This window comes from Sphingobacterium faecium (assembly GCF_003054045.1).
Lineage (GTDB): Bacteria > Bacteroidota > Bacteroidia > Sphingobacteriales > Sphingobacteriaceae > Sphingobacterium > Sphingobacterium faecium.
Genome location: NZ_QBKH01000001.1, coordinates 398,665 through 422,005, shown reverse-complemented (window position 1 = coordinate 422,005; position 23,341 = coordinate 398,665). Strand labels below are relative to the sequence as shown.

At 35.9% G+C, this 23,341-nt stretch carries 26 protein-coding genes and 2 tRNA genes; 16 read left to right on the top strand and 12 right to left on the bottom strand.

Going from position 1 to position 23,341, the window contains the following annotated elements:
* The first annotated feature begins 50 nt into the window (after window positions 1-50).
* Complete coding sequence (locus tag C8N37_RS01800; RefSeq protein WP_108157274.1) at window positions 51-737, top strand: 2-C-methyl-D-erythritol 4-phosphate cytidylyltransferase; 687 nt, start codon at window positions 51-53, stop codon at window positions 735-737.
* Window positions 738-778: 41 nt separating this feature from the next.
* Here the strand turns inward: C8N37_RS01800 and C8N37_RS01795 are convergent, their stop codons facing one another.
* From C8N37_RS01795 to C8N37_RS01760, 8 genes are all read right to left on the bottom strand, one after another.
* A complete protein-coding gene (locus tag C8N37_RS01795; RefSeq protein WP_108157273.1) occupies window positions 779-1,543 on the bottom strand; it encodes an MBL fold metallo-hydrolase in 765 nt (254 codons plus the stop codon).
* Window positions 1,540-1,812, bottom strand: a complete 273-nt coding sequence (locus C8N37_RS01790; protein ID WP_108157272.1) for a hypothetical protein — start codon at window positions 1,810-1,812, stop codon at window positions 1,540-1,542. Before C8N37_RS01790 ends, C8N37_RS01795 begins: the two co-directional genes overlap by 4 nt.
* Window positions 1,813-1,869: 57 nt before the next feature.
* Window positions 1,870-2,997 (bottom strand): glycosyltransferase, encoded by a 1,128-nt coding sequence (locus C8N37_RS01785; protein WP_108157271.1) that lies wholly within the window; start codon window positions 2,995-2,997, stop codon window positions 1,870-1,872.
* Window positions 2,998-3,006: 9 nt separating this feature from the next.
* Window positions 3,007-3,957 (bottom strand): glycosyltransferase family 2 protein, encoded by a 951-nt coding sequence (locus tag C8N37_RS01780; RefSeq protein ID WP_108157761.1) that lies wholly within the window; start codon window positions 3,955-3,957, stop codon window positions 3,007-3,009.
* 101 nt (window positions 3,958-4,058) lie between these two features.
* On the bottom strand, window positions 4,059-4,655 hold the full coding sequence (locus C8N37_RS01775; protein ID WP_108157270.1) for a DUF4199 domain-containing protein: 597 nt from the start codon (window positions 4,653-4,655) through the stop codon (window positions 4,059-4,061).
* On the bottom strand, window positions 4,655-5,329 hold the full coding sequence (locus C8N37_RS01770; RefSeq protein WP_108157269.1) for a hypothetical protein: 675 nt from the start codon (window positions 5,327-5,329) through the stop codon (window positions 4,655-4,657). Before C8N37_RS01770 ends, C8N37_RS01775 begins: the two co-directional genes overlap by 1 nt.
* A 2-nt stretch (window positions 5,330-5,331) precedes the next feature.
* Complete coding sequence (locus C8N37_RS01765) at window positions 5,332-6,600, bottom strand: dihydroorotase (RefSeq protein WP_108157268.1); 1,269 nt, start codon at window positions 6,598-6,600, stop codon at window positions 5,332-5,334.
* Between the two features lie 235 nt (window positions 6,601-6,835).
* On the bottom strand, window positions 6,836-7,399 hold the full coding sequence (locus C8N37_RS01760; RefSeq protein WP_108157267.1) for a UbiX family flavin prenyltransferase: 564 nt from the start codon (window positions 7,397-7,399) through the stop codon (window positions 6,836-6,838).
* A 356-nt stretch (window positions 7,400-7,755) separates the two neighbouring features.
* Here C8N37_RS01760 and C8N37_RS01755 point away from each other — a divergent pair, with 356 nt between their 5' ends.
* Window positions 7,756-8,409, top strand: coding sequence for an ankyrin repeat domain-containing protein (locus C8N37_RS01755; RefSeq protein WP_108157266.1), 654 nt, complete (start codon window positions 7,756-7,758; stop codon window positions 8,407-8,409).
* A gap of 1 nt (window position 8,410) precedes the next feature.
* Here C8N37_RS01755 and C8N37_RS01750 read toward each other — a convergent pair whose 3' ends face one another.
* The gene (locus C8N37_RS01750; RefSeq protein WP_108157265.1) at window positions 8,411-9,691 is read right to left on the bottom strand and encodes a DUF2851 family protein; all 1,281 of its coding nucleotides are present in this window, start codon (window positions 9,689-9,691) and stop codon (window positions 8,411-8,413) included.
* A 28-nt stretch (window positions 9,692-9,719) separates the two neighbouring features.
* Window positions 9,720-10,766 carry a bifunctional diaminohydroxyphosphoribosylaminopyrimidine deaminase/5-amino-6-(5-phosphoribosylamino)uracil reductase RibD gene (gene ribD, locus C8N37_RS01745; RefSeq protein ID WP_108157264.1) on the bottom strand — a complete coding sequence of 349 codons (1,047 nt, stop codon included), beginning with the start codon at window positions 10,764-10,766 and terminating at the stop codon, window positions 9,720-9,722.
* Window positions 10,767-10,971: 205 nt separating this feature from the next.
* Between ribD and prmC the strand changes: the two genes are divergently transcribed.
* On the top strand, window positions 10,972-11,826 hold the full coding sequence (gene prmC, locus C8N37_RS01740; protein ID WP_108157263.1) for a peptide chain release factor N(5)-glutamine methyltransferase: 855 nt from the start codon (window positions 10,972-10,974) through the stop codon (window positions 11,824-11,826).
* Window positions 11,827-11,964: 138 nt separating this feature from the next.
* Window positions 11,965-12,037, top strand: a tRNA-Lys gene (locus C8N37_RS01735).
* A 299-nt stretch (window positions 12,038-12,336) separates the two neighbouring features.
* Here C8N37_RS01735 and C8N37_RS23245 read toward each other — a convergent pair.
* Window positions 12,337-12,444, bottom strand: coding sequence for a hypothetical protein (locus tag C8N37_RS23245; RefSeq protein ID WP_373866219.1), 108 nt, complete (start codon window positions 12,442-12,444; stop codon window positions 12,337-12,339).
* A 146-nt stretch (window positions 12,445-12,590) separates the two neighbouring features.
* Here C8N37_RS23245 and C8N37_RS01730 point away from each other — a divergent pair, with 146 nt between their 5' ends.
* From C8N37_RS01730 to C8N37_RS01695, 8 genes are all read left to right on the top strand, one after another.
* Window positions 12,591-12,770, top strand: a complete 180-nt coding sequence (locus tag C8N37_RS01730) for an HU family DNA-binding protein (RefSeq protein WP_108157262.1) — start codon at window positions 12,591-12,593, stop codon at window positions 12,768-12,770.
* A 222-nt stretch (window positions 12,771-12,992) separates the two neighbouring features.
* Entirely contained in the window at window positions 12,993-13,742 is a 750-nt protein-coding gene (locus C8N37_RS01725) for a LuxR C-terminal-related transcriptional regulator (RefSeq protein ID WP_108157261.1), read from the top strand.
* A gap of 276 nt (window positions 13,743-14,018) precedes the next feature.
* Window positions 14,019-14,534 (top strand): hypothetical protein, encoded by a 516-nt coding sequence (locus C8N37_RS01720; RefSeq protein ID WP_146170978.1) that lies wholly within the window; start codon window positions 14,019-14,021, stop codon window positions 14,532-14,534.
* A gap of 106 nt (window positions 14,535-14,640) precedes the next feature.
* A complete protein-coding gene (locus C8N37_RS01715; protein WP_108157259.1) occupies window positions 14,641-15,141 on the top strand; it encodes a hypothetical protein in 501 nt (166 codons plus the stop codon).
* 147 nt (window positions 15,142-15,288) lie between these two features.
* Window positions 15,289-15,732 carry a hypothetical protein gene (locus tag C8N37_RS01710; protein WP_108157258.1) on the top strand — a complete coding sequence of 148 codons (444 nt, stop codon included), beginning with the start codon at window positions 15,289-15,291 and terminating at the stop codon, window positions 15,730-15,732.
* Between the two features lie 45 nt (window positions 15,733-15,777).
* Window positions 15,778-16,041 (top strand): hypothetical protein, encoded by a 264-nt coding sequence (locus C8N37_RS01705; RefSeq protein ID WP_108157257.1) that lies wholly within the window; start codon window positions 15,778-15,780, stop codon window positions 16,039-16,041.
* A 13-nt stretch (window positions 16,042-16,054) separates the two neighbouring features.
* A complete protein-coding gene (locus tag C8N37_RS01700; RefSeq protein ID WP_244914316.1) occupies window positions 16,055-16,849 on the top strand; it encodes a response regulator transcription factor in 795 nt (264 codons plus the stop codon).
* 328 nt (window positions 16,850-17,177) lie between these two features.
* Window positions 17,178-17,678 (top strand): hypothetical protein, encoded by a 501-nt coding sequence (locus tag C8N37_RS01695; protein ID WP_146170977.1) that lies wholly within the window; start codon window positions 17,178-17,180, stop codon window positions 17,676-17,678.
* 178 nt (window positions 17,679-17,856) lie between these two features.
* Here the strand turns inward: C8N37_RS01695 and C8N37_RS01690 are convergent, their stop codons facing one another.
* On the bottom strand, window positions 17,857-18,291 hold the full coding sequence (locus C8N37_RS01690) for an immunity 22 family protein (RefSeq protein ID WP_108157255.1): 435 nt from the start codon (window positions 18,289-18,291) through the stop codon (window positions 17,857-17,859).
* 148 nt (window positions 18,292-18,439) lie between these two features.
* Between C8N37_RS01690 and C8N37_RS01685 the strand changes: the two genes are divergently transcribed.
* The 4 genes from C8N37_RS01685 (at window position 18,440) to C8N37_RS01670 (ending at window position 23,339) form a co-directional block, all read left to right on the top strand.
* Complete coding sequence (locus tag C8N37_RS01685; RefSeq protein ID WP_108157254.1) at window positions 18,440-19,516, top strand: agmatinase family protein; 1,077 nt, start codon at window positions 18,440-18,442, stop codon at window positions 19,514-19,516.
* A 293-nt stretch (window positions 19,517-19,809) separates the two neighbouring features.
* A complete protein-coding gene (locus tag C8N37_RS01680) occupies window positions 19,810-20,505 on the top strand; it encodes an SMUG2 DNA glycosylase family protein (protein ID WP_108157253.1) in 696 nt (231 codons plus the stop codon).
* A 91-nt stretch (window positions 20,506-20,596) separates the two neighbouring features.
* Window positions 20,597-20,669, top strand: a tRNA-Lys gene (locus C8N37_RS01675).
* A 342-nt stretch (window positions 20,670-21,011) separates the two neighbouring features.
* Entirely contained in the window at window positions 21,012-23,339 is a 2,328-nt protein-coding gene (locus tag C8N37_RS01670; RefSeq protein ID WP_108157252.1) for a TonB-dependent receptor, read from the top strand.
* The last annotated feature ends 2 nt before the right edge of the window (window positions 23,340-23,341 follow it).

Genomic DNA, 23,341 nt, shown 5'->3' with positions numbered 1-23,341 from the left:
TTTATCCACGTTTTTTATTTCCAATATTCCCTTATTGACACCAAATTGTGATGGATCAAAACTTCGTTTTAATAGTAGCCGCAGGTAAAGGAAGCCGTATGCAGTCTAATCTGCCAAAACAATACTTGCTTTTGGAAAACAAACCTGTGCTTATGCATACAATCGAAAAATTTTATGCAAGTGAAACAAAACCTCAACTCATTATTGCGATCGACTCTGAGATGGAAGATTTTTGGAAGTCTCTTTGTGAACAATATCATTTCACTATCCCTCATTCCATTACCTATGGAGGGCAGACGCGATTCCAAACGGTAGAAAAAGGAATTGCATTTATCAAAAATATGCGTCCAGATTTAAGTGGATCTGCAATTGCTATACACGATGGAGCCCGACCATTGATCCATACGACCACCATTGATCTTGCTTTTGAAAAGGTGAAAACATCAAATGCTGTTATTGTCGCCAGATCTTCTACAGATTCGGTACGAGTGTCGACAGGTACAAATACTCAGGCGATCGACCGTAATCAGATTTGGTTGGTACAAACTCCACAAATATTCGAAGGTGGTTTGTTAGAACGTGCTTATAAGCAAGAAGAGGAACCCACATTCACGGACGATGCTTCCGTTGTGGAAAAACTTGGCCATGCGATTGAAATCGTGATGGGTGACTATAGAAATATAAAAATTACTTATCCTGAAGACCTAGAAATTGCCGAAATCTATTTAAAGATGTAAAGCTATTCCAATATAATGAAAATAGATTTTTCTATTATTCCTTATAACTCGATCTCAAGCTGATCGTAGGCTAAGTTAATATATTGAGGCAACTCTTGTGATACATCTTGATGCAAGCCCATACGATGGCCAATATGTGTTAAATAAGTTTGTTCTGCTCCTATCTCTTGTGCAAATTCGATCGCTTCCTCTAATGTCAGATGGGAAATATGACTTTCTTTTTGTAGCGCATTGATCACTAAAACTTTCAGCCCTGTTAGTTTTTCTTTAGTTGCGTTTGATACAGTTTTTGCATCGGTTATATATGCAAAATCATCTATTCGAAAACCCAAAACGGGCATTTGATAATGCATGACTTCTAACGGCATAATCTCCTTATCGAACAGAGAAAATGGCTTTAAAGCCTCTATTTCTACCAATTCCAATCTTGGTATACCTGGATACTGTGCTCCCGAGAATGCATAATAAAATTCACGCTTCAGGGCATCATGAAGAACCGCTGTTCCGTAAATATCAATGGAAGATTGCTGTTTAAAATTAAAAGCACGAACATCATCTAGACCTGCAATGTGATCTTTGTGCGAATGGGTCATTAATATGGCATCCAAATGCATAACCTGCTCCCGCAACATCTGATACCTAAAATCTGGCCCCGTATCTACAATAACATTTCTATCATTATAATGAATCAAAATAGAAGAACGCAAACGTTTATCAAAATGACTATTTGATCGACAAACAATACATTGACAAGCGATTACAGGTACACCCTGTGAAGTCCCCGTTCCTAAAAATTTGATTTTCAACGTTTAGATTTTAGTTTAGCAATTTGTGTATAAATGGCGATATGCTTTTCATTAACTCTTGATTCATCGATGTCAATATCTTTTAATATTGCAATCAAAGATTGAATTTTCATCTCTAAATTGGAAAATTTATTCACCACCACTACATGTGAATTTTGCAATACACATGCTCCTGTTTTGAATGTTCCTTTCTCGTATCTCACTCGATACCCCTGATCTTTAAAAAGATCTTCAATCTTATCTAAACTACTTTGTGTGAATGTTACCAATTTATCTTCAATTTATCCGCCCTTATATTCAAATATAGTAATTTTTAAAATTAAAAATCACTCTCCCAATCGAAGTATTTCCTTTCCAAAGGTATCCCAACTGTATTTTTTCTTTTCTACCTTAATATTTTCACGAAATCTATCGCATTTATCATCTTGATAGAAAGCGATTATTCCCTTAGCGATTTCTTCTGCGTTGGGCTCAACAACAAGACCCACAACCTGATCATGCACCAATTCAGGTAATCCTCCCACTCGGGTAACAATCATGGGAACATCGTAATGATAGGCTACTTGTGTGATTCCACTTTGTGTTGCCGATCGATAAGGTAATATCACAGCATCTGCGGCACAAAAATATTTGCCTACAGCATCATTAGGTATGAATGAAGTATGGAGATAGATTCGATTTTGAAGCTGATACTTTTCAATTAGTTTCTGATAATAACCCTCATCTCCGTAGAACTCTCCCGCCAATAACAACTTGACATTCATTTTTTTTAATTCGGCTTTTGATAGTGCTTCTAGCAACATATCTAATCCTTTATATTGACGAATAAAACCAAAAAAAAGGACTACCTTTTCGGCTACAGGTATCTTCAACTCTGCTCTTGCTTGTTCAAGGCTCATACAAGGTCCGTAGTTATCGTATAAGGGATGCGGGGTATAGACTGCTGGTAATTTGGGGTTAATCGCTCTTAAATCTTCCAATACACTTTTACTCATGGTCACACAACCATCTACTGCATTTAAAAAATATTTTGCCAGCAGTTCATCTCCCATCCGATGTTCATGAGGGATGATGTTATCAGCGATACAAACTACTTTGGTATGTTTATTTTGACGCACAATCCGCTGAATAGTACCTAAGCAAGGTCCAAAGAAAGGCATCCAAAATCGCACAATCAAAAGATCATACTTTTCTTTTTTCAACTCAAGACCTATTTTAATCCAGTTAAAAGGATTGATTGAATTTACTTTCGAAAAAATGCGCAAGCCTTTGGGAGCAGGTTCATCTGAAAACTGCGATTTACCAGGGAACAGAAAGTTAGGATACTGTAGCGAAAAAGAATAAATATCCACCTCATGGCCTAGTTGCTGATAATGTTGGGCCAATCGTTCATTGAATGAAGCAATGCCTCCTCCTCGCAATGGATACGCAGAACCTAAAATAACAATACGCATACCGGTAATTTATATGACTTTCTCGATCTGATAATTATTACGATCCGTACTGTTTCTTGATACCAGTTCTGCCAAAAATCCGGTCAAAAATAATTGTGTCCCAATGATAATTGCCGTCAATGATAAGAAAAACAAGGGTTGATCAGTAATATCCCTAAATGGAGTTCCTGATGCTATACTCATCAATTTATGACAGATCAGATATAGGGTAATCACAAGACCCAATAAAAAGCTTACCACTCCCATAACTCCAAAGAAGTGCATCGGCCGTTTGGCAAATTTTCCAACAAAGAATATGGACAATAAGTCTAAAAAACCTTTTACGAAACGTCCAGCTCCAAATTTTGTTGTTCCATATTTGCGTGGATAATGTTGTACCACTTGTTCTTGAATATTGGTAAAACCTGCCCATTTGGCTATAACAGGGATATAGCGATGCATTTCGCCATATACTTCAATATTTTTCACTACGTCTTTGCGATATGCTTTCAATCCACAATTGAAATCATGCAGATTATCAATTCCTGACATCCCCCTGGTCACCGCATTGAAGAGTTTAGTAGGTAGGGTCTTGGTTAAAGGATCATAACGTTTCTGCTTCCATCCAGAAACTAAGTCAGCACCTTTATTCATGATTCGGTCGTACAATTCTGGAATTTCATCAGGGCTATCCTGTAAATCTGCATCCATCGTAATCACCACATCACCTTGAGCGGCTGCAAAACCAACATTTAAAGCTGCTGATTTACCATAGTTACGTCTAAATTTGATGGCAGAAATATTATTATTGTCCTTTTTCAAATCTTCGATTACAGCCCAGGACTTATCCTTACTTCCATCATCAATTAAAATAATTTCATAAGAGAACTGATGCTTAGCCATCACCCGGTCTATCCATGAGGTCAACTCTGGTAAAGACTCTTCTTCATTAAAAAGAGGAACAACAACTGAAATATCCATATGTACGTTGATCATTGTCAATATATTTGCTTTATAAACAAGTTAAGGTATCGTCTATAAGACAACACCTTAACGTATTGATTTTTTTAAATTTTATTCCTTTAAACTGTCGGATTACCGATACTTTTTTGACCATTTTTTGTCAAAGCAGCCAACAATAGGGCAAACAGAAAATAAGGCAACAAGGTGATTATAAAACCTTTCACGCGTGCTCCTAGGGTCATTGTAGCTACCGATTCATTATCTTTCTCCATTTGTTCGATGCTTGCATCTATCGTTTGTTGCTTTTCTTCTTCACTAGCAAAATTGGTACTTTTCTCCATACTTTCAATCCGTGCATTCATCATGACATGAAAATTCTCTTCTTGAATGGTAGGTTCGACATATGTCAAATAAGAAAATGTACTTACTGAAGCGACTAAATGGTTAATTACAAGCATGATATAAATACATTTCAATGCTTTACTAAAGTCCCATATCCCGCCCATTTTCTTACGTAAAGAGAACGTTAATAAAACCGTAACACCTACAAATAAAATGAAGTTAAAAAACGGATTGGTAAATTGTAAAAGAGACGATCCTGCCAAGGGTCTCACGATGTAGATCGAACATAATCCCAAAACAAAGGAAATCACGCCTAAGACAACACCATATACAATGCTTGTAATCTTACTATTTTTGTCTACGCCAACTTCCATTATCCTTTATAAAACTGAGTTATAATCTGATATAGTGCAGCATCAAAAGCTTTATTTTCACTGTGAGCTTCGTATTGTTCAAACTGAGCATCTTTTGGATTAATTTCACTAAAGAAGCTTAAGATTGCATAAAACAGTTCATACACTTCGCTCGATGGATTGATTGTTTTTGCTGTTTTTGCAATTTCAGCATACGTGCTCTCTACTAAAATCTGATTCGCAATGATGTCTTCATAAATCTCATGTTCATCTTGAAATTCATCTTCATCAACCAATAAGAATTCTTTCAAATAGTCATCCAAATCTGGTTCAATCTCATCGTCTTTACATTCACGTAAATACAAAAAGATGTTTAACAGTTCTGTACCGCGATCAATTGTTTCATCTTCGATTTTTTCCCATTCTTCAGATTCTAAATAATCATCTTCCAATTTTTGGATATCTGTAGAGAAAAAGTTCATCAATAATAGATCGACATATACTTCTCTCAATTCATCGAATAGTGGATAGTCATCAAATACTACATCCAACAAAGCCAATTTATCGATATATTTTCCATCTGTATCAAAAACGGTTTCAACTTTTGTTAAAAATTCTGATTTTGTTTCGATGTTGTCTACTCTACCGTAGGTGTTAATCCCTGCAGCAACAGCCGCTTTAATATTCGCTTCCATTATTAAGCATTTTTTATGATTTGACCATTATTGATCACTAATTTAACTTTTCCTTTTAATTCTTTTCCGAATAAAGGACTATTTCTTGATTTGGATTTATTCGATTGTTGATCAAAAATCCAATTTTCATCCATATTAAATAATACCAGATTTGCTACTTCTCCTTCTTTTATCTGTGGAACATTTAATCCCACGATCTGACGTGAATTTACAGCTAATTTTTCAACTATTTGTTGCTCGTTTAATCCAGCTTTGATCAACAGCGGCAAAACGGTCTGCAATCCAATGATACCATTTTTGGCGATATGAAATTCAACATTTTTAAATTCAATTTCATGTGGGGTATGTTGCGAGACTACAGCATCGATAACCCCATCCTTTAATCCCTTTATTAATGCTTTAGCATCTGCTTTGGTACGCAAAGGAGGACTTACTTTATAGTTGCTATCAAAATCAACGATCTCATCATCCGTGAATACAAGCTGATGAGCAGCTACGTCGCAAGTTACTTGAATTCCTTTTGCTTTTGCTTTTTTAATTAAATCTACTGCTTCTGCCGTACTGATGGAAGTAAAGTGAATGGGTGATTCTGCATATTCAGCAAGATAAAGATCTCTGGATACCATTAACGATTCGGCAAGATTAGGGATGCCTTTCATTCCTAAATAAGTACTCATGACACCCTCATTCATTTTATTCCCTCCTGCCATCGACGCATCTTCAGCATGGGCGATGATCAATCCACCAAATCCCCTTGCATATAACAATGCTCGGCTCATTAATCCTGCTTGCTGCATGCTTCTATTACCATCACTGAATGCGATAGCACCAGTCTGTTTCATATCATACAATTCGGCCATTTCATGTCCTTCGCGATTTCTGCTGACTGCTCCAATAGGCAGCACATCAACTAAATTACCTTTCGCAATATTGACAATCAGGGCTACCTCTGCACGACTTTGGATAGCAGGTTCTGTATTAGGCATTACCGCGACCGCCGTAAATCCTCCAGCTGCTGCAGCTGCCGATCCAGAAGTAATATCCTCTTTTGTTTCTAATCCCGGTTCACCAAAGTTGGCATTTAGGTCAAAAAAACCTACCGAAAGCACATTTCCTGTACCGTCGAATATTTCTATATTTTTATCAGCGACTTCAATGGATTTTGCAATTCTAGAAATCTTTCCTTTTTCAATGAACACATCAACCACCTGTTGATCAAATTCATTTCCAGGCAAAACCACTTTTACAGAAGTAATTAATACGCTTTTCATATGTTTAAGAAATTGAAATTTATTGGATTTGAATAGTAAGTACTCGAAGTTTTAAAGCATAACAACATCTTTTCTGTAATGGAATTCAATAAAAATAGGGAGTTTTCTCTTTGAAAATTAGAGGAAGGATGATTTTTAATACGTGTCGCTTTAGACTGCTTCATTTCAAAGAACAAAGTTACAAAATTGTATCGATTTTGCATTGAATTTTAGAAAATATTCGTGCAATGCTCCCTTATTCGGTCCCCCACTGATAATGATTAAAATCAAAACCTGCCAAACTCAATACCCGATCGACCACTGTCGCTGCTAAGTCATCAAAAGTCTTTGGTAAGCTATAAAATGACGGGGAAGCAGGGCAAATGATACCTCCAGCATCCGTAATAATTTTCATATTTTGGATATGAATTTGACTTAGAGGTGTTTCACGCGTCACTAAAATTAATTTTCGCCTTTCTTTTAATATAACATCTGCTGCACGCGTGGTCAGATCTGAAGAAATACCGTGAGCAATCCTTGCCAATGTACCCATAGAGCACGGACAGATGATCATGGTATCGAAACGTGCTGAACCGGATGCAAATGGAGCAAAAAAATCATTTTTGCTGTAGAATTTAAATGGTATAAGCTTGTAATCTTGATTTTGTAACTCTTCCTGCCATACTACTTTCGCATTATCTGACATGACTACTCCTACCTCACTGATCTGATCTTTTAATTCCATCAGCCGATTGAGCAGAACTTTCGCATATATGGAACCGCTTGCTCCCGTTACCGCCACTACAATTTTTCTAGACATAATTTCATTTTAAATAACAAAGCTATAAAAAAGGGTCGAATAAGAAATATTCGACCCTACATCTACCTATGAAAAACCTGCTCTTGGGATGAGCATATACAAATATACCATTCGCGTGAATATTTCAAAAGAAATTTATCAAAAAAGGGATATGGTGTAGCTACGTCTCCACAGATGAAGCTTAAAGGCTACATTTTTAAATTAAGAGGATTTAAAAAGCATACAATCAGGAGCAAATAGCTGCTTCACCATAGGGATTGACGCTCAAATTAATCTCGATATTTTTTTTAAAATCCAGATTTCCATCACATATTTTTTCTATTTTAGAGTCCTATAAGACCGCATAATACGAAAAAATGAGCTTAAGTATATTAGAACAATACATCGAATCTGGAAATAGTAGGGATTTGGATTTACTTTTAACGAATAACCCCGATTTAATCTTAGAAGAGACCAGTCATGGAATTTCACCATTATTATTGGCCTGCTATTTTCATAAACCCCAAATCATACGCGTGCTTCTTCAACATAACCAAGGTTTAAATATTCATGAAGCAGTTGCTGCGGGCTTAAACAATTACATAGAGGCTATGATCAATCAATTACCTTCAGTTGTTGATGAAATTTCAACACATGGTTATTCTGCTTTAGCCTTGGCAACACATTTTAATAAAGAAGATACGGTGCGCATTCTACTGACGCACAAAGCCAACCCAGATATTCCTACACAAAATGAAGAAAGCTTGTATCCTTTACAAATCGCACTTTTAAATAAAAATAATGCCATCAGCAAACTGATTATAGAAGCTGGTGCTGATGTCAATAGTATGCCCAGCAATGGTCAGACCGCATTGCACCTCGCTGCTCAGCAGGGTAATATTGAATTAATTGTTCTGCTTCTGGAGAATGGCGCACGCATTGAATTAAAAAACATAAATAATAAAACTGCTTCGGATCTTGCTGCTTCCAAAGGGTACAGTGATATTGCAGAAATACTAAAAGAAATATAAGCTATCTTTTTAACAGTTCTAAACCTATGCCGCAGCTTAAACATTGTTTTAGGTCACAATATTTATTTTTGATATGTAGCAATCCTTGAGAATGGGCAGCATGTAAAGCTGGTACACCTATCTGTTCAAATTTATGAATAATGTTATTTCTCTCAGCGGGTAATTCTTCCAGCCAATTCATAGCCTTTTCTTTAAATTCTTCCAACCCCAAATATGTGCCATATGAAAAAGTAAATACGATGAAAGCATTGATCATCACGATATGCTGACTCCTTGTACTGAGCCGATGATCACAGATCATAGAAGATTGTTTTCCAAAATTAAAATGAGTTTTCCAATAAGTCGCCACTTGAATATCATCCAATAGAACTTTAAAATCATTCAGTTTTTCAACATTCAGGATTTCTTGTAGACGCATGCGATCATTTTGCAATAAACTGGCTAATTGGGCTAATCGGATTGTAGGAAAGTTATGGGGTCGCATTCTTGAAAACAGCAAAGGAAAATGAGTTTCCTTTAAATGATATGCTTTTTTTAGATAACTGTATTCTTGCTGTAGTTTTAAAGGATATTCTTCTTCAAAATTTGCACTTAAAAAACCTGCCTGCCCAAAGATCATGGCTTCTAATTTGAAAGCATCATGTCTATATTTCTGCAACAATAAGCTGGATAGCTGCTCCCCTAATGCTTGAAAAGCTTCTGCATTAACTTTAAATCCAAAACTTCGAAAAAGCCAAACAAAAAAAGTCTTCTCCCAGTCCCCTTCAAATTGTTGCAATAGAGCCAAAATTACCTGAGACTTCTCTTCCATCCTTTCGATGGCCATACGATCTACCCAATGTTCGATTTTGAAACGATCCAATTGATGAAGTTGACTTTCACAGGGAATCCACCTTTGCCCCTCCATCAAACGCTGATATTGGCCGAGCAATTTTTCTGAAACGTAGTTCGCCAATCTAAATGTGGGTATCGGCGATCCATCTTCATGAAACACTTTCTGATCATCATCCCATACGACATGTAAGATCACATTCTGATATTTAGGATCGTGATGATGGCCATGTAAAAACCAATCTGATGATCGCACATGAATTTCTACACTGCCGCTCCACTCTTCTCTACCGATACGGATTTTTGAAAATAAAAAATCAGGGCCAGCATTGTTATTTTGCTCCCCCACCTGTACAACATGAATAGGATCACCATGAACAGTTTTTAATTGGTCTGTCTGAAAAAGACGCAACTTCCATATGAATTGCAAAAGATCTTCAGGAATAGTCATAACCTAAAGATAATCAAATAATTTTAATTTACATATTAAGTAATATTTTCAATTCGTCATCTGAAACTTTTACGCTTTCCTTTAATATACCATCCAGGTGAGGTGCCTTGATTCCTTCTCCCAAGTTTTTTGAACTTTTAATTATCCGGGCTTCATCCCATAGATTTGCTTCAATAAACAAAGATAATGTCTTTGCTCCGCCCTCTATGATGATTGATTGAACGTCCATCAGGTATAATTGATATAAAATATTTTGTGGTAAATACCAGTCAAAATTTTCCAATTCAATATACTTATTGTGACCTGACCACTCCGTTTTAACGGCATTGAAGATGATGGTTTCAGCCTCATCGTTAAAAATCGCAGCTTCTTTTGGTACAGTCAGTAATTTATCGATCAATATACGTTTCGGATTTTCCCCTTGCCATTCGCGTACAGTCAAGCTTGGATTATCGACTAACGCGGTCTTGGTCCCAACTAAAATTGCATCCTCCTCTGCTCGCCATTTATGAACCAATTGCTTACTCGCGGCATTGCTAATCCACACTTGCTCTCCTTCTTTTCCTAAGTACCCATCGGCACTTTCTGCCCATTTGAGAATGACATAGGGACGATTTTTTTGAACGCGTGTAAAAAACCTGCGATTTAACCACAAAGCTTCTTGTTGCAAAAGCCCGACTTCTACCTCCACACCTGCATTTTTCAAAATCTCCACACCCTTACCGTCTACCTGAGCAAACGGATCCAAACAGGCGATGTAAATTTTTTGCGGTTTATATTTCGCAATGAGATCTGCACAAGGAGGAGTCTTACCAAAATGTGCACAAGGCTCTAAGCTCACAAAAAAAATTGACTGCCTTAATTTAGCTGCCGCATCATCTCCATAACAATCCAATACCTGCTGAATAGCATTTACTTCTGCATGCGCTCCACCATAAGGTGAAGTGTAACCTTCTCCAATAATTTCATCTTCACAGACAATAACTGCACCTACCATTGGATTGGGACTTGTAGTACCAGCACCTAAAACGGCCAATTCTAGGCATCTGCGCATGTAGCTTTCTTGCATATTCATACACAAAAGTATCAAAACAATACTAGAACAGAAAACACAAGATTTATTGTAAATTTCAATCATCAAATAATTCTTGACGATTTATCGGAGGTCGATCATGATCTAATAACATGAGTTCCAAACAATAAAAACTTCAAGAAATAAATTGTTTGCCATCTGATTCAATTATAATGGTAAATAAAACAAATTTATTTAAGTTTGACTAATGGAAAATTTACAAACCTACGACAGCTTGTTCCAAAAAAATCTCGCTACATTTTATGATGCAGAAGAAATCAAAAACATCTTCTACATAGTTATTGAAGATGTTTTAGGATTTTCCAGAATGCAGTATAGTGTAAATAAAGATCTAGTCTTATCAGCAGAACAAGGCATCCGTATGTCACATATTCTAAATGACCTAGTGCAGCAGAAACCCATACAGCACATCTTGAAAAAAGCGGATTTCTACGGTGAAGTTTTTGAGGTCAATCCTTTTGTATTGATTCCTCGATCAGAAACGGAGGAGCTGGTTGATATGATTATCCGCCATCACAAAGATCAATCGCCATTACGCATTATCGATATTGGCACTGGATCGGGTTGCATTCCGATCTCACTGAAAAGACATCTAAAAGAAGCGCAAATTTCGGCATTAGATATTTCTAAAGAAGCTATAGCAACAGCTAAACGCAATGCACAGCGATTGGATACTCCTATCAACTTTGTCAATGCGGATATTTTAGAGTGGGAATATATTTTTCAATCGCAACAATATGATATTATCGTCAGCAACCCTCCTTATATCACACCAAAGGAAAAAGAGGAGATGCATCCCAACGTATTGGAGTTTGAACCACATCTTGCACTTTTTGTGGAAGAAACTGCTCCCTTATTATTTTATGAGACGATCGCTTCATTCGCGTTGAAACATTTAACGGCTGATGGGGATCTATATTTTGAAATTAATCAGTATTATGGAGGTGAAACAGTTGATATGCTTCGTAAAAAAGGGTTTAAAACCGTAGAATTATATCATGACATGCAACAAAATCCAAGAATGATACATGCGAAAAAATAGGGAGACAAAAAATTAATTATTTCATTACCAAATAGTAACAAAATAATTTAAGATAAATTGTGTAAAAAATTGGCACATATCACTATTTTTTCTACCTTTGCATCACTTTCAAAAACGGATTTATTTCCAAAAAGAAAGGATTCCGTAGCTCAGCTGGTAGAGCAATACACTTTTAATGTATGGGTCCTGGGTTCGAATCCCAGCGGGATCACAACAAAAAGCCTCACATTCTGTGAGGCTTTTTTTGTATCCAATGGGATTCGAACAGAAATGTTGGGATGGATTCTATCCCCTGGGAGTTCAGGATCGTGTACGAGAATTGTAGGGCTGAACCAACTTTCTCGCTCAGGGTAGAGTTTGGGTTAGCGGGGCTGAGTAAATCGGATCACTACTAAAGATGTAAAAAGCTAACATATTTCCACTTAATGTATTACCAATTTTCCCTAAACCACCTTTAAGACAACCGCCTCTATTAGTGGGTAAATCTTTGTTGTACTTTAAGTGCTCTTCCTAAGGCATACCAGTGTCCATATTCCCTTGATCGATATGATAGTGAATCACTTTAGCATCTTTATATTCAACATGAGTAGAGTTATATTTAATCCATTGCTCATCAATAGTTGGAGCTGGTGTACCCCCTCTAATTTCAACTTAAATGTGGTATAAAACAGTTTTTGTCTCTAAAAAACAGTGTTCTGTCTCCTATTTCGAAAACGCGTTTCTGGGATCTATAATTTTGTGGGATTAATAAAGATGAATACAAAATGAACAAAAAAGAAACGATAGAAAAAGTATCGGAATTGTCCCAAGTCACAATTGCCGATTGCAAAAAAGTATTGGATGCATTAGAAATAGTGATGCAAGAAGAATTAGCCAATAGAAAAGGAATTCGAAATATATTCAATATGATGTACAAGATGATGGGTATATTCAAAAGCAAATGACGCCTCCTCTTTTATTACTACCGGTTTCTGCCACAACGTGTAGCCAAAGGAAAGCCACTCCGCATAGAAAAGGTAGAATAACTGCTTATCAGATGAAGTTCTACCTTTAATGTGCGTCAGTGTAATTAAATTATTTTTTTGATCCAGTTTTTTCTCAAAATCTTATTGAAAAATGATTTTTATTCATTTAATTTATACTAGAAAACCATTGAACCGCACCTCATGAATACCGATCTACAAAAACTGCATCGCATTTGGCTAGAAACCAGAGCGCATCAAAACACTGATTTTCCTATGATCGGTTTTGATGATCTCACTAATGCTATTATCAGTACTGGACCGTTTTATTATTATGTGATTGATTTCTACGATATGTCTTTATCTCATGTAAACGGTGACATAGAGGAGATCCATGGTATTACCCCTGAATTGGTCACTTTTAATGATATATTGCTTACCATTCACCCTGATGATGTTGATTTTGTAGCCAATGCAGAATCTTTTATTGGTAAATTTTTTCGCGAACGAATTGCAACAGAAAAGCTCCTCAATTATAAAATGAATTATAGCTTCAGAAGCAGAATGAAAAACGGAGAATATGCTTTACTAAATCATCAAGCGATTCTATTAAGTCTCGATGAGAACGGAAGATCTGGAAAATCGCTCAATATCCATACACGGATTGATCATCTGAGCAATTTAAATACCCGTAAGATATCCCTTATTGGTCTTAAAGGCGAACCCTCTTACCTAAATATGAGTCTAGAGGAAAAATCTTTACCTTGCTTTTCAAAAAGAGAAAAACAGATACTCCAACTTATTGCCGCGGGTTTGACCAACAATGAAATAGCAGAAAAACTATTTATCGCTGCCATTACGGTAAAAAAACACAGACAAAATATTCTTGAAAAAACAGATTGCAAAAATCTCACGCAACTTATCAACCAATGCACGCTGCAGGGATTGATTTAATAAGTTAGATCCATATTAGCTATCGAAATGAACGCTAATAATAAATTAAAAATAACTCGCCATTCGCTTATTTACACAGTAAAAATACTCCTTTTGGAGTATTTTATCCATTATACTTTCTTTCTAATTTTATTTTAATTTACCTAGAGAAAACAAATGTCCGCATAAAGTTAGATCTGAATAGTTATACCATATCAACGAACTTATTCAGTTTGACCATTAGGATCGATTAGCCATTAAAATAAGTAATTCTATCTGAAATTAATAAATCTAAACATGATGAAATCTAAAGTATTGGCATTCCTATTGGCCATAAGCTCATTCAGCCTTTTTGCACAAAGCAAATCAGAGGTCATTAAAAACATCAATGACCTGCTTCAACATGTAAAAAACGTTCGCTTAATGACCAGCGAAAGCAGTCCTACACACATTACTCATACTTACATGAATTTTTCAGCGCATTCCAGTAAGAAAGGATGGGTTTCATTGACGAGTGTGACCTCGTGGGGAAGTGGTTATGAAAATCTAACTCTTACCTATTCTTTTGATCCGACAAAGATTGAAGAAATAAGCTTAAACGATGAGCTTGATAAAAAACGAGGCAACAAAGCATTCTTATTTGCACTCACACTCGACGACAATAGTGTAGATATAACGAGTGTTCAAGGTGGTAAAACCAGTCGAGACCAATCAGATATGGTCGTCATGTATATCATGATGAAAGGAGATGATGGTTATGAGATTTATGATACGTTAGAGGAATTATTTCAAGAACTTGTAGAGGTATCTTAAGTCGAGTTTACGCTATGAGACTTTATCTTAGTGACCTCTTGCAATCACCATTTATTCTAGAGCTATTCATTTTGGTCAAATAAATTAAAAACAATAAAAAGGTGATATGAAACTCAAAGGAGCAGAAAAACATTTTTGGTGGCACTTTAGACACATTACCGATTCCAAGCATATCCCTATCGAATTGCCTGGTTTCACCTGTATAGATGATATGGACGTTGACGATGAATATGTGGGTATGATCGCAGCAAAGGTTCCCATCGTTCATCATATTTATTTAAAAGAAACAAATATTACTGATGTTGGCGTAAAGTTTATAAGCAGTTTTAAAGGATTAAAAACACTCACACTGATGAAGCATGTTGGGATCACTAAAGCTTGCCTGCCTGATATCAATAAATTAATCGATCTAGAGTATCTTGATGTTTGGAAGACCCAAATTCGGTTAGAAGATGTAGTTGCTTTAACTAACCTTAACAAGTTAAAAGAACTTTACGTATCGGCTAACGATAAGGATGACGATTCGGATCGGGATGCTATATTAGAAAAGATTATCAAAGCAGAAGAAATATTGCCAAACTGTGCGATATATACTTCTCCGCGATAAAATAAAGCTAAATAAAAAGCAACTGACCAACACAAATGACGAATCGAAAATAAACATGATCAATACGATACTCAAGTAGTAGACTACTAAAAAATAACTTAAAGAAATTTTTACTAAAAAAAATTAAAACCCATAAATCTAAAAATTATGAAATACGTATTTACCTTATTATTTTCTATTATACTACTTAGCGTAAGTGCCCAAAATAAGCAAGAAACATTAAAATGGCTAAATAAGCACAAGAAATATATTACGATGGTCAATCCTAGTGGTTATAGTAGCGAGGATTTCACCGTAGAAATGACCGAAAGTTTTATTAGGGCAGAAACCCGGAACGACGGCGAAAAATATGAAGTTAAAATGTATTGGTCAGAAATAAAAAAAACCATGTTAGGCTTAACTGACAAAGAAAAGGGCTATGTTACATTAAATACGAAAGATGAAGGTTATTCTGCACCTAGTATCACTTTATATTTATCCGATTATAGCACAGAAATGAGAGAAAAATTAACACGGATGGCAAATTTTAGTGGTAGTGATGTAACGCTTCAAACATTGGATTTTAGAGGTAAATCATTATTTGGTAATTAACCTAACTGTCACACGAAATTTGCAAAGCAAATTAAACTATGTCATATGACTTACGAAGAAGCTTTTACAATCCATATCTTAAACCAAAAGGTCATTGCTTGGGGATTTCAACATGAGACACGGGTGCTTTTACCAAATGGCTATTACGCTTTCCCTTGTGGTTATTTCACCGAATATGAAAATGGATATAAAGTGATAGCAAGCGGAGCTACACTTCACAAGACAGCTATTCAGGAAGCTATGATTCTAGATCCGGAAGGAGTGCCAATAGCCCGGGATACTGAAGATATAAGACCTTTCTCTTTTTAAAATAAAGATCTTAATGGTTTTTAACTTAGCATTTTCTTCTCATGAAAAGATTTATAAAATGACCATTGAATTGCAAAAACTACACCAAGTGTGGCTTGACCATAGAGCAGCTCAGAACACTGATTTTCAGAATATTGGTTTCGATGAGCTCAGTAATTCTATTGTCGGCACAGGACCATTTTATTATTATATTATTGATTTTTACGATATGTCATTATCTCATGTCAGTCCTGGAATTGAAGAGATTCATGGGTTGGATATTGATCGGGTGACTTTTAATGATGTGTTAGCCACTATTCATCCAGATGATATTGATTTTGTTGTAAAAGCTGAAGCATTTCTAACTCGCTTTTTCTCTGAAAACATAAGTCGTGAAAAATTAACGAAATATAAAATAAGTTATTGTTACCGAGGCAGATTAAAAAATGGTGATTATGCATTATTGAATCATCAGGCCGTTATGCTTTCTTTGAGCGATGATGGAGGCTATGGAAAATCATTAAACATCCATACCCAAATTGATCACCTTAGTCATTGTAATACTTATAACATTTCACTGATCGGTCTTTATGGCGAACCATCTTACCTCAACATGCGTCTAGAAGAGCGTTCTTTGGGTTACTTTTCAAAAAAAGAGAAGCAAATCCTCAAACTTATAGCCGAAGGTTTCAGCAGCATAGAAATATCCCAAAAACTTTTTATAACTGTTCAGACAGTAAAAACACATCGGCAAAATATTCTAGGTAAAACAGATTGCAAAAACATAACGCAACTCATTAACGAATGTACTCGTCAAGGGATAATTTGACACGGATAGATTTACATAAACATAGCAGGTGTAAACTCCAACTGCCATATATTAAGATATTTAAGATGAAAATACTCCTATTGGAGTATTTTTTTTGGTCTCGTTTCTATTTAATTTTATGAGTATACTACTAAAATAGGTATCCCAATTAAAACCACTAGCCAAATAGGAAGAATGATCAAAAGAGCATGATCATCAAATACATATTAATTTTTACCAATAAACTTAACCAACTATGAAAACATCACTTCCAATTTACTTGAATTCCGGAAACAGATTTCACAGTATCTTTTTAAAAACTAAGAAAATAGGGCTTTATTTCAACACTATGAATAAAAAAGCTAGCTTTTTTAAGTCCATGCTTGTGCTAATTTGCACGCTGCTTTTTCTAACTGCAAATGGACAACACGTTGCTACTCCCAATTCTTACGAAGGAATTTGGGCTGGAGTGCTAAAAAATAGCAAAGACAGTAAATTAGCTGTTATTGTAAGGGTATCCAATGGTACTGCTACCCGATACAATTATAATGTTGATAACAATAAAATTGAGAAGTATGACTTTCTTAAAGAAATGACGATGATTGCGGGGAATAACCTCAGTTACACCTGGATGAATAAAGGAGGGGTGTGGTCAGAAACCCAGACCCATATGATGTCCTATGCCGCACCCGATATGTTAAAATGCAGATTAATTCGACAAGTTACAAATACAGAGGAAAGTAAGGATGATCCAGGAATGAATGATGAGTGGTCTACTTATTTCCAAGGTTTTTTAGATCGTTTTGAGTCTATTCAAGAACTAGAAAAATTTATGAATAGTGATGATTAGATTGAAGTTTTGAAAATACGATCTTGAAAAAGCATCATCATCTGCAGGAATTTTCTTGCTTTCACCGAAAATGGAAAGCCAAAAAAAGCTAATCATAGGACTAGCTTTTTTGTTGATGGCTACCAGAATTCAAAACAGATACAATACATAAGTATTTTGATCCTGATTATCGTATGTATTATGCAGGTACGTTGAAACTTCCAATATAGATCATATCGTTATAATTACCGAGCGGTTTGTCTATGATAAGTTCTGCATCGGCATAACATAATATCGCATTTACCGTTGATATACCTTTATCCACGCATGCTTGATAAATCTTCACTTCTGTTTGGTCATTCCATATCGGTAGTTCTTCGATGGCTGCCTGAACGCTCATTTTTTTGCGACTATAGTATACCGTGATCCAATCGACATCGTAATCGTACTGCTTGTCAATTGCTTTACTGAACTGGGATCTCAGGTTAAAGTCAGGAGCATTTCTAGCATAAGTTTCATCCGTTTTAAATCGATGATAATCTTTGATAAACTTGCTTTGATCAAAATATTTGTAAAATTGATCTTCTGTTTTAGTTGATGTTCCTGCCCAGATATGGATACGTTGTTCTGCCATTTTATTTCTTATACTTTTTGTAGATCGTAAAGATACCCTAAATTACTGAACCTTTCTTTTTCATTTATCGTCAACATACTCGGTCAACATATCTTTTTTTAACGCAGTTAAGTTTTTTATATTTGCAGTTCAACTAGTGATTCATAACATGTCGACAAAGCAAACAAAAATTGAAAATTTCGATCCATCACAACCTGGCTTACCAGATTCAAGCATATATGGACTTCCTTTTACAGCAGAAGAAAGTGATATTATCGTCATACCAGCACCTTGGGAAGTGACCGTCAGCTACGGTAGTGGCGCTAGCAATGGTCCTGATGCTATTTTAAATGCTTCTTTTCAAGTAGATTTATTGCATCAAGAATTTCCAGATTTATGGAAATTAGGAATTTTCATGGACGAAGCTCCTGAACACTGGTTAGAAAACAGTGAAAATTATAAAAGTCTCGCGCAACCGATCATAGAGGCTTTAGAGAATGGTGACGATATCGATACCATACCTGCATTAAAAAGCAACTTAGAAGAAATTAACAAAGCTTCTAAACAATTCAATGACGAAGTGAAAGAACGTGCTTCATATTGGATGAATAAAGGCAAAAAAGTAATTCTATTGGGAGGTGATCATTCTACTCCATTAGGATATTATCAGGCTTTAGCAGAAAACCATGATTCATTTGGTATCCTACATTTTGATGCGCATATGGATTTACGTGATGCTTACGAAGGCTTTACTTATTCTCATGCTTCTATTATGTTCAATGCTATTCAACTTCCTCAGATCGAGAAAATCGTACAAGTAGGTATTCGTGATTTTAGTGAGGGTGAATTGGAGGCCGTAAAAAGTTCGAATAAAGTTAAAGTATATACAGATACCGATTTAAAAGCGAACAGTTTTGAAGGGAAGACGTGGAAAGATCAATGTGATGAAATCTTAGCACAGCTACCTCAACATGTGGCGGTCAGCTTTGACATTGATGCTTTACAACGCTGGTACTGTCCAAATACAGGAACTCCTGTACCGGGCGGATTATCCTATGAGCAAGCAACTTATTTGTTGAGCAAACTGGCCAATAGCGATAAAAATATCGTTGGTATTGATTTGGTTGAAGTTGCACCAGGAGAAGATGATTGGGATGGTAACGTAGGTGCCCGATTGTTATTCCATTTATGTGGTGTATTCGCAAAAAACAATAAACTGGCTACAGGAACTAAAATTGTTTTATAACAGCATTAGAGACTAGGTATTAAAATCAGATTGCCCCTACCCCAATATGGGTAAAATATTAAAATCCTGATGCACAACATGCAGCAGTTAAAATGACAAACAAAGCCAATCTTTCGATCGGCTTTGTTGTTTTAATACAACATCATATGATATCCTCTATGTTTAAGCCATCTAGGCTTAAGTGTACTGCTCTTAAGATAGGGATCGAGAAGATTATGGTGAGCTGAATTGACTATTCTTTAACAATAGAAGAAAATAAATTTTGTAAATTGAAAAATTAGCGACGTCATTGTATGGTTACCAATAAAACTTTAGCAGAAAAAATTATTGATTTCAATAAACAATTACACTATCAAGGTGATCTTCCTCCTGATTTTCAAGTATTAAACCCTTATTTAGGAAATCCGGAAACTTTGGTAGTCATGCAACAATTCTACCATACATATTACAACGACACATCGAGCCGCAAATTCATCATTGGCATTAATCCAAGTCGTCATGGTGCGGGTGTCACTGGTGTTCCGTTTACAGATACCAAGCGTTTGGAACACGTTTGTGGTATTCCGATGGAATCGGCACATACACATGAAATTTCATCTGTTTTCCTTTACGATATGATTACAGAATTTGGAGGCGCTCAAGCTTTTTACAAGCAATACTATATCAATTCACCCTTTCCCTTAGCCATTGTTAGAAGAACAAAAGAGAACAAATGGATTAACGCAAATTATTATGACGATAGAAATCTGTTTGAAATGGTCAAGCCTTTTATGATAAACTCGCTCAAAAAACATATAAGCTTAGGTTTAGATACGAGTGAAGCATTTGTATTGGGTAAAAAAAATGTAACGTTCATTGAAAAAATAAACAGAGAAGAGCAATTGTTTGAAAAATTGACTGTTCTTGAGCATCCGCGTTACATACAGCAGTATAAATCCAAGGATCGGGATCTATATATAAATAAATATATCGGTGTATTAGGCACTTAATCGTTAACATCAAAATTTATTTGGAGTATGTGAATAGAAATTCTATCTTTGCATCACTTTCAAAAAAGGAACACACTTCCAAACAAGAAAGGATTCCGTAGCTCAGCTGGTAGAGCAATACACTTTTAATGTATGGGTCCTGGGTTCGAATCCCAGCGGGATCACAACAAAAAGCTTCACAGAAATGTGAGGCTTTTTTTGTATCCAATGGGATGAGAACAGAAGCGTTGGGATGGGTTCGACCTTTTTCATTGCGGACATGCGTTTGGGGTATGTGGGTCGCAATAAATCCCAGCGGGATCACTAAGAAAAAGCTAATCTTGCGATTAGCTTTTTTTGTTTAAAGATATTTGGGATTCGAAAGAAGAGAAAAACAAATCTCATTTATCATTTCAAACGCTAACAAAACACCCTAAAATCATCTGTTCCTATAATATCTACCAGTGTTCCTATAATAAAAAGTATTCGACTTTATCAAACAGCTACTTTCGTAGAAAATTCGAAAAATGTTAAAATCAATATCTTTTTTATTCCTTTTTGTATCCCTTACCCATCTATCCATTGCTCAAAAGAGATATACGATATCAGGGACAATCACAGATGTTTCAAGCGGTGAAACACTGATCGGTGCCACGATCCGACTACAGGAGTTACCTCAATCGAGTAGTTTAAGCAATTCCTATGGCTTCTATTCCGTTTCAGCTCCAGAAGGACGCTATCTACTCACAGGCTCTTATGTCGGCTACAAGACTTATACAGATACCGTATCCTTAAATAGCGATATGGTATTACCTATTGCAATGCAATCGCAATCTACATTAGATGAAGTAGTCGTTTCTGTTAATAGAAAAAACAATAAAAATATTTCATCTCCACAAATGGGGGTTGAAAAACTCAATATGAGTCAAATTAATCAATTGCCTGTCGTATTGGGTGAACAAGATGTCTTAAAGAGTATCACGCTCATGCCTGGAATAAAAAGTTCTGGCGAAGGTAATACGGGTTTTTATGTTCGAGGAGGAGGATCAGATCAAAATTTAATTCTATTAGACGAGGCCACTGTATACAATGCCTCTCACCTCTTAGGATTTTTTTCCATCTTTAATTCAGATGCTATTAAAGATGTGAGCATCTACAAGGGTGGTATGCCTGCTGAATATGGCGGTCGATTATCATCTGTTCTAGACGTAAAAATGAATGAAGGAAACAATAAAAAAATAACAGTTCAAGGTGGGATCGGTATGATTGCTTCTCGGATCAAAGTTGAAGGTCCAATTGTAAAGGACAAAGGTTCATTCATGATTTCTGCCCGTCGTACCTATGCCGATCTATTTCTCAAAGCTTCATCAGATACAACCATCAATAAAAGTACATTATACTTTTATGACATCAATGCAAAAGCCAATTACCGATTCAACGATAAAAATGCGATTTACCTTTCCGGTTATTTTGGGAAAGATGTGCTAGGACTTCAAGATATCTTTGGTACCAACTGGGGAAATGCAACAGGTACATTAAGATTTAACCATGTATTCAACAACAAGCTATTTTCAAATACATCTTTCATCTACAGTAATTATAACTATGTCATTGAAGGACTAGATCGCAATGATGGATTTAAAGCAACTTCTAAAATTACAGATCTCAATTTGAAGCAAGATTTTCAATATTATGCAGCTTACAACCATAACGTAAAATTTGGATTACAAGCAACAAGACATGACATTGCGCCGGGTGATATTACAACAACTGCAAGCTCGAGTTTCAACAACAAACATGTAGAACATCGTTACGGTTATGAAATGGCGGCATACGCAAGTGATGAATGGAAAGTAAATGATCAACTCAGTATGTTATATGGCTTACGTTTAAGTTCTATGTTGCTTGTAGGCCCAGGTACTTTCAACAGCTATGATGCTGCAGGCAATATCACAGTTTCCGAAAAGTATAATTCAGGTGAAGTGGTGCAGAACTACCTAAATCTGGAACCGCGTTTTAGTGTCAGCTATATGCTCAATGAACAACAATCCATCAAAGCATCATATAATAGAAACACGCAAAACATCCACCTATTAACAAATTCTACTAGTTCAAGTCCTACAGATCTGTATGTGATGAGTAGTAAAAATATTAAACCGGAAATTGCCGATCAGGTTTCTATGGGATATTTTAGAAATTTCAAAAACAACACATATGAATTATCTGCAGAACTCTATTATAAAAACTTACAAAATCAAATCGACTATAAAGATGCTGCGCAATTGCTCGTCAATCAAGATGTAGAATCGCAATTACTTTATGGCGTCGGAAGAGCTTATGGTGCCGAACTATTTCTGAAGAAAAAATATGGAAAGTTTAATGGATGGGTTGGGTATACATTATCCAAAACTGAGCGTAAATTTGAAGAAATCAACGATGGCAAATATTACCCTGCGACCCATGACAGGACACATGACCTATCTTTAGTTGCTATATACAAATTTAATGAGCAATGGACCTTCTCCAGTAATTTTGTATATGGAACAGGTAAAGCCGTAACCTACCCGACAGGTAAATATAGTGTCGGTGGCCATACCACTTATTCCTATTCAGGAAGAAATGCATATCGACAACCTGCTACACACCGTCTAGATATTGCGGCTACGTATGAAGGAAAACCAGGTAAATATTTCCAATCGAGCTGGACATTTGGCATCTATAACGTGTATGCTCAAAAAGATCCATATCGCATTACATTCAAAGATAGCAAAACAGTTCCCAATGCAACAGAGGCTGTTCAAACCAGTATTTTTGGAGTTCCTATTCCTTCTGTTACCTGGAATTTTAAATTTTAATC

What these genes read in the sequence shown, in the direction of transcription:
- C8N37_RS01760 (WP_108157267.1), bottom strand. Translation starts at nt 7,399, where the DNA reads ATGTCTAGAAAAATTGTAGTGGCGGTAACGGGAGCAAGCGGTTCCATA.
- C8N37_RS01770 (WP_108157269.1), bottom strand. Translation starts at nt 5,329, where the DNA reads ATGGAAGCGAATATTAAAGCGGCTGTTGCTGCAGGGATTAACACCTAC.
- C8N37_RS01705 (WP_108157257.1), top strand. Translation starts at nt 15,778, where the DNA reads ATGACTTACGAAGAAGCTTTTACAATCCATATCTTAAACCAAAAGGTC.
- C8N37_RS01785 (WP_108157271.1), bottom strand. Translation starts at nt 2,997, where the DNA reads ATGCGTATTGTTATTTTAGGTTCTGCGTATCCATTGCGAGGAGGAGGC.
- C8N37_RS01670 (WP_108157252.1), top strand. Translation starts at nt 21,012, where the DNA reads ATGTTAAAATCAATATCTTTTTTATTCCTTTTTGTATCCCTTACCCAT.
- C8N37_RS01700 (WP_244914316.1), top strand. Translation starts at nt 16,055, where the DNA reads ATGGTTTTTAACTTAGCATTTTCTTCTCATGAAAAGATTTATAAAATG.
- C8N37_RS01730 (WP_108157262.1), top strand. Translation starts at nt 12,591, where the DNA reads ATGAACAAAAAAGAAACGATAGAAAAAGTATCGGAATTGTCCCAAGTC.
- C8N37_RS01720 (WP_146170978.1), top strand. Translation starts at nt 14,019, where the DNA reads ATGATGAAATCTAAAGTATTGGCATTCCTATTGGCCATAAGCTCATTC.
- C8N37_RS01775 (WP_108157270.1), bottom strand. Translation starts at nt 4,655, where the DNA reads ATGGAAGTTGGCGTAGACAAAAATAGTAAGATTACAAGCATTGTATAT.
- C8N37_RS01710 (WP_108157258.1), top strand. Translation starts at nt 15,289, where the DNA reads ATGAAATACGTATTTACCTTATTATTTTCTATTATACTACTTAGCGTA.
- C8N37_RS01715 (WP_108157259.1), top strand. Translation starts at nt 14,641, where the DNA reads ATGAAACTCAAAGGAGCAGAAAAACATTTTTGGTGGCACTTTAGACAC.
- C8N37_RS01765 (WP_108157268.1), bottom strand. Translation starts at nt 6,600, where the DNA reads ATGAAAAGCGTATTAATTACTTCTGTAAAAGTGGTTTTGCCTGGAAAT.
- C8N37_RS01680 (WP_108157253.1), top strand. Translation starts at nt 19,810, where the DNA reads ATGGTTACCAATAAAACTTTAGCAGAAAAAATTATTGATTTCAATAAA.
- C8N37_RS01780 (WP_108157761.1), bottom strand. Translation starts at nt 3,957, where the DNA reads ATGGATATTTCAGTTGTTGTTCCTCTTTTTAATGAAGAAGAGTCTTTA.
- C8N37_RS01755 (WP_108157266.1), top strand. Translation starts at nt 7,756, where the DNA reads ATGAGCTTAAGTATATTAGAACAATACATCGAATCTGGAAATAGTAGG.
- C8N37_RS01690 (WP_108157255.1), bottom strand. Translation starts at nt 18,291, where the DNA reads ATGGCAGAACAACGTATCCATATCTGGGCAGGAACATCAACTAAAACA.
- C8N37_RS01685 (WP_108157254.1), top strand. Translation starts at nt 18,440, where the DNA reads ATGTCGACAAAGCAAACAAAAATTGAAAATTTCGATCCATCACAACCT.
- ribD (WP_108157264.1), bottom strand. Translation starts at nt 10,766, where the DNA reads ATGAATATGCAAGAAAGCTACATGCGCAGATGCCTAGAATTGGCCGTT.
- C8N37_RS01695 (WP_146170977.1), top strand. Translation starts at nt 17,178, where the DNA reads ATGAATAAAAAAGCTAGCTTTTTTAAGTCCATGCTTGTGCTAATTTGC.
- prmC (WP_108157263.1), top strand. Translation starts at nt 10,972, where the DNA reads ATGGAAAATTTACAAACCTACGACAGCTTGTTCCAAAAAAATCTCGCT.
- C8N37_RS01750 (WP_108157265.1), bottom strand. Translation starts at nt 9,691, where the DNA reads ATGACTATTCCTGAAGATCTTTTGCAATTCATATGGAAGTTGCGTCTT.
- C8N37_RS01725 (WP_108157261.1), top strand. Translation starts at nt 12,993, where the DNA reads ATGAATACCGATCTACAAAAACTGCATCGCATTTGGCTAGAAACCAGA.
- C8N37_RS01800 (WP_108157274.1), top strand. Translation starts at nt 51, where the DNA reads ATGGATCAAAACTTCGTTTTAATAGTAGCCGCAGGTAAAGGAAGCCGT.